Annotated in this window: 6 protein-coding genes and 1 pseudogene; 2 read left to right on the forward strand and 5 right to left on the reverse strand. The window is 42.9% G+C overall.

Going from position 1 to position 5,381, the window contains the following annotated elements; all coding sequences use genetic code 11:
• Positions 1 to 610: aminopeptidase P N-terminal domain-containing protein (locus WBA89_RS10660; protein ID WP_424406259.1), on the reverse strand; the 610-nt coding region annotated here is incomplete at its 3' end.
• Positions 611 to 1,010: 400 nt separating this feature from the next.
• Between WBA89_RS10660 and WBA89_RS10665 the strand changes: the two genes are divergently transcribed.
• Positions 1,011 to 1,454: a DUF4332 domain-containing protein gene (locus tag WBA89_RS10665; RefSeq protein ID WP_424406260.1), complete on the forward strand. Its 444-nt coding sequence runs from the start codon at positions 1,011 to 1,013 to the stop codon at positions 1,452 to 1,454.
• A gap of 184 nt (positions 1,455 to 1,638) precedes the next feature.
• Positions 1,639 to 1,995, forward strand: coding sequence for a Spx/MgsR family RNA polymerase-binding regulatory protein (locus WBA89_RS10670; RefSeq protein ID WP_424406261.1), 357 nt, complete (start codon positions 1,639 to 1,641; stop codon positions 1,993 to 1,995).
• Between the two features lie 92 nt (positions 1,996 to 2,087).
• Here WBA89_RS10670 and WBA89_RS10675 read toward each other — a convergent pair whose 3' ends face one another.
• The 4 genes and pseudogenes from WBA89_RS10675 to WBA89_RS10690 form a co-directional block, all read right to left on the reverse strand.
• On the reverse strand, positions 2,088 to 2,537 hold the full coding sequence (locus WBA89_RS10675; protein WP_424406262.1) for a GNAT family N-acetyltransferase: 450 nt from the start codon (positions 2,535 to 2,537) through the stop codon (positions 2,088 to 2,090).
• Complete coding sequence (locus tag WBA89_RS10680) at positions 2,518 to 4,137, reverse strand: cyclic peptide export ABC transporter (RefSeq protein WP_424406263.1); 1,620 nt, start codon at positions 4,135 to 4,137, stop codon at positions 2,518 to 2,520. Before WBA89_RS10680 ends, WBA89_RS10675 begins: the two co-directional genes overlap by 20 nt.
• 109 nt (positions 4,138 to 4,246) lie before the next feature.
• The gene (locus WBA89_RS10685; RefSeq protein ID WP_424406264.1) at positions 4,247 to 4,840 is read right to left on the reverse strand and encodes a Uma2 family endonuclease; all 594 of its coding nucleotides are present in this window, start codon (positions 4,838 to 4,840) and stop codon (positions 4,247 to 4,249) included.
• 155 nt (positions 4,841 to 4,995) lie between these two features.
• Positions 4,996 to 5,381: pseudogene (locus tag WBA89_RS10690) on the reverse strand (NAD(P)H-quinone oxidoreductase subunit N); the annotation flags it as partial.

Here is a 5,381-nt window from a genome sequence, read left to right on the forward strand (position 1 = left end):
CAGCGCGCACCCCGGCTTCAATTCGAGCATTTCGAGTTGCCGCCATGCCCGCTTTGTGTGCTGCTACGGTGACAGCCGCAGCTTGACGCAATTCGACCAAACTGGCTGCATCGTGGCTCAGGCGCAGAGATACGACTGCGTGAGTTAATTCTAGGTCAATTCCGGTTGGCGCTTTGGACGGTGCAAGGGGGCGATCGAGAATTTGTGACTGTTGCAACAGAGTCAAGCTATCCTGAAGGGCGATCGTTGCCGCATTTGTCGCTCGCGCTTTTAATTCAGTCATGGGGAAAGCAGCATCAGCCCCAATTAGTTCAGCAATTTCTGCACGTTTCGGCATTTCTCCGTGCCAAAGAGTGCTGCTAGAATCTGCATCATCTAAGAACAATTCTAATTTGCCCGATTCTAAGCGAATGGCAGCATTTTCTAACTGCAAACCGGCAAAATATAGAAAGTGACTGCTAGCGCGAAAAGGAAAAGTAAGCGCCGGATAATTGCGAGGAATGCTGCGCCCAGACCAAAGAATTACCGGAAAATTAATTAAACTGGCAAGTTTTTGCCGGCGTTGGTGTAAAATAGTTTTTAACAAATTATCACCTTTTGTAATCTTCATGGATTAAAACAAATGATTTTGAGTTGTGTTTGCAGTCAGGACTTGAGTTGTTTAATTGTCGGACTTAAAATAAATAAAGTCCTAAGTTCCAATGTAGCAGCCCTTTGGCAAAAAGTCTAATCTTTATATGATTGCTTGCTGTCATCTTTTTCACGGTCTTTTTTTATTGTTTTTGTCGTCATTCCCGACCCGATCTTGTTCGGCAAGAACGTTCCTAAACTGCGACTACAAAAAGCCTGAAATTGCGACGGGACAAGTAATTAACATTGCCTGTTGCAACAGGGGCGATCGACCAAATTAGTCGATCGGGCTTTTGTTGATTTTGTGACACGAGCGATCGCATCTATTGACGGCTTGATATTTTCGACTTTAAAGTATAAGTAAATTTCCTGAAAATAAGATGAAAATTCCTCACAAAGCTCCTAAAAAATCCGTACAACTACGGGATTGGCCGATCGAACACTTACCGGGATTGAGCAATGAAAACCAGTCTCAACTAGAAGACTGCGGCATCACCACAACCGCGCAATTAATTCGGATGACAAAAACACCGGCTGCGAAAGCGTTGCTAGCACATCAATTACAGATTAACATTCGGTACGTAAGCAAATGGGTAGCGATGGCAGAGCTGGCTCGGATTCCCAGTGTAGGCTGTCAGTATTGCGGGCTGTTGCTGCACGCAGGCGTTGCTTCAGCGTCCCAATTAGCTCAAATGCCCGCAGAGAGATTGCACCAACAAATCCTGAGACTGCACGTAGCGACAATGCAGCGCAATGATTTGACTCCTTCGGTCGATCGCGTGCAAAAATGGATTCAACAAGCTAAATTAGTCAGTAGTCATTAGTCATTAGTCATTAGTCATTAGTCATTAGTTGTTAGTCATTAGTTGGTAGGGGCGGTGCCCCCGTGCCCGCCCTCTTAGTCAACAGTTAACAGTCAACAGTCAACAGTCAACAGTTAACAGTTAACAGTCAACAGTTAACAGTCAACAGTCAACAGTCGTTAGTTATTCCCCATTCCCAAATATTATGTCAATTCAAGTTTACGGAATTCCCAACTGCGGCACTTGTAAAAAAGCTTTCCAGTGGCTCAAAGATAGCGGTATCACCTACGAATTCATTAACACAAAAGAACAGCCACCGACCCGCGAAACAATTGAAAAATGGGTAAATTGTTTAGGTTCTCAACAAATGCGAAATACATCCGGCCAATCTTACCGCGCTTTGGGCGAAGTTCGGAACAATTGGACAAACCAAGAGTGGATTGAGGCTTTTGCTAAGGATGCGATGCTGCTGAAGCGTCCTCTTTTTGTTAAAGATGGAACCGCTGTTTTAGTAGGTTTTAGAGACACAGAAGATGTGCTGAAGGCAAAGTTGGGAATTTAGAAAATATACCAATATTAGCACAATTTGTTAGGTGGTTTTTTAAACCGCAGATAAACGCTGATGCAATGCAGAGGGAAGAAGATAAACTAATCTTAAGGTTTTCTTCGCCTCATAGACTTAATGTCCCCCATGTCATCCGTGAAACCCCAGCGCTCGTAAAACGGCATCATGTTCGGCAAACAATTAAGATAAAAATTCTCGACTGCTTGCAATTTTGGATGATTGACAACTGCATCCATCAACACTGTAGCCAGTCCCGTCTTTCTGTGTGTCGGCTTGACAATCACATCAAAAATCATCGCCGTGTACACAAAATCGGTGATGACGCGACTAAAAGCAATTAGCCGTAGCTTGCGGGGCGGGACGCCATCGCCCTCACCGACCAAACCAATGATAACATCAGTAGCGGCGAGCATTTTCACCACATCCTCCCGCCTCCGATTGTCGCACCAAAACTCGTTTTTGTACAAATCCATCAAGTCGGAAACCTGATTTTCCGTCAAACTTTCAACAATTCGATATCTAGGAATGTTGTCGGTCATACTCTATTTTACCGTAATCTAGTTTAATTGCGCGATCGGCAATATCAAAATAGCGATCGTCGTGACTGATTGCAAACACCGTTTTTCCCCGCCGCTTCAACTCCGGTAACAACTGCTTGTAAAAAATATCCCGGAAAAACGGGTCTTGATCCGAAGCCCACTCATCAAACAAATAAATCGGCCTATCTTCCAAATAAGCAGTCAGCAAAGCCAGCCGTTTTCGCTGTCCCTGAGACAAAGCCGTAGTTGACAAAACGCCATCTTTTACCTGAACTTTATTATCCAAATGAAACTCTCGCAAATATTCAGCCGCCTGCTTGTCCAAATCGCGGTTAGCCATCCCCAAAAGGCGATCGAACAAATAGAAATCAGAAAAAATAACAGAAAAATGCTGCCTGTACCATTCTCGATTCCCATCAGTAATCGGCTGTCCGTCTAAGAGAATTTCCCCAGATTCAGGAATATACAAACCAGTAATCAACTTAGCCAAAGTAGACTTGCCGCTGCCGTTGCCGCCAATTATAAACACCAACTCACCCGGATGAAACTTCAAATTCAGTTCGCCCAAAATAAAATTGCTGTCTTCTTTATCTCCCGGATAGCTGTGAGTTGCCCCCTTTAATTCAAGAGTCTGCCAATCAGAATTTTCCACCATTTTAACCGCCGAACTTATCTCAGCTTGACTCGCCAAAGCCAATCCCATTCTCTGGATTTTTTCCACAGAAGTATTAGCACGAAAAATCGCCGGCAACCTTTGCAAAATATTCTGAAACGGAGACATCAAATAGGTACTTGTCAGAATGTACGCCGACAAAACAGGCGTAGAAACCGGCACAAACTTTGGCAAGGCAAATAACAGCAAACCCATTAACATAAAAAACAGCAACTGCCCGACTCCAATCGCAACCGCACCAGTATTCAAAGCAGTCACATTATAATTGCGGGAAGCATCAGCACTCACCTGCAACTCTTCCGTTAAAAACTCTTGGCGGCGCAAAAAATGCAGTTTTAGTTCCTTAATTCCGTCAGTAATGCTGCGAAAATGCTTAAACAATATATCTTGTTCTTCTCTAGCTAAATCGAAGAATTTCCGCATTTTGTTGAGCAACAATTGCACCGTGCCAATCATTAGCACCAGAAAACCAAATACCACCACAAAAACCGTGCCAGAAATCGTGCTTAAATAAGTTAAACAGCCGACAACAACGGCGATATCAACACAGAGAAAAGGAATCAGAAATATAGTATTAGAAAGAGTTCCCACATCATCAGTCAGAGTCGCCAGCAAGCGGTTAGCGCCCAATTCTTCCAAATTCCGTAAAGGAGAAGACAAAATGCCGCGGCTCAAACTCAGCCGCAGGTTATAAACAGCTTCTTGAGAAAGATAGATCAACAAAAATTGAGAGACAAAGCCGCTCAAAAGAGCCAAGATTGCCAATCCCGCAAAATACCAGACTAAATTAGCATTAGAATTATCGCTGATGGCGCGGTTAATTAGGGCAATTAACATAGCGCTGGAACCGCCGCTGATTAAGCCGGTGAGTATGGCGATGGAAACATTTAACCAAGAAGCTTTTAACAGTAACCAAATTACATTCATCGTTTACCTCTATAATAATTATTATCTGCTTTCTATAACAGGCAAGATGCCTGTTCCACAAGAACATCTACTTTTTGTGGAACAGGCATCTTGCCTGTTCATAAAAGGCTTATTGAGAATTCTGCAACATCTCAAATACAACCAACTCATAAATATCGCTCGCGGACATTTGTACTTCCACCGAATCAAAAGAAACTATTGCCGATTCTCCCTCATATTCTCGAAACAACCACTCATTCGATTCATTTTTAATATATTGTGCGACTAAAAATTCGTATTGGCTGACTAACACATATTCCCGAAATTCAGGAATAGAGCGATAAAACCGAAACTTATCATCTCGATTAACATCCTCGCTATACTTAGAAAGCACTTCTACAATCAACACAGGATTTAGTATTTCATCATTCCGTCCTTCCGTCAAAGCAGGTTTTCCTTCAATTATCATAATATCAGGATAAGTTCCGCGTCGATACCGAGGAATCCACAACCGCAAACCGCTGATAAATACTTCTGCATCCTTCCCTCGCAAAGCAGTATGCAAACCAGCACAGATATTGCCTTTAATCTGGCTGCGATTAATAGTGCTGCCTGCAATTGGTACAATTTCTCCATTGCGGTATTCATTTATAAACTCGGCAGTTTCCTCTAACTCCCGGTACTCATCTAGACTATAAAACTTTTGCTGATTTTGTACTAACATTTTTACCTCCCTACAAACTCTGCATCTGCGTCAATCTGCGTCAATCTGCCTGCATCTGCGGTGACAAAATCATAATTAACAGTATATCACAACCAAAAAGAAACGCCCAACTTCGCAGAGTCAGGCGTTTTTCAAGATTTCAAAACTAGGTAAACTTAATCCCGGCTAGACAAGAGATTTGATTCAACTTTCACAGCATAAGTCGGTACAACCTGATTAATTGCCGATTGCAACATGGGAGTTTTTGTGACAGAATCGTTTGCTAAGTTAAACAAAGGATTAGACAAAATTCCAGCCAATGTTGTAGCTACTAAAGTTAGTACGACGCTGACTTGCAAAGGCCGCATTCCCTGAAGGTTCCAGCGAACTTCGGGATAGTTTTTAACCGAATCCGACATCTCTTGAGGCTCTTTTACTACCATCATTTTGACGACGCGGATGTAGTAGTAAATCGAAATTACGCTGGTAATTAATCCCAGGATAACTAAGCCGTAAAGTCCAGCTTGCCAGCCTGCCCAGAACAGATAGATTTTGCCGAAGA

The organism is Microcoleus sp., assembly GCF_049646505.1.
Lineage (GTDB): Bacteria > Cyanobacteriota > Cyanobacteriia > Cyanobacteriales > Microcoleaceae > Microcoleus.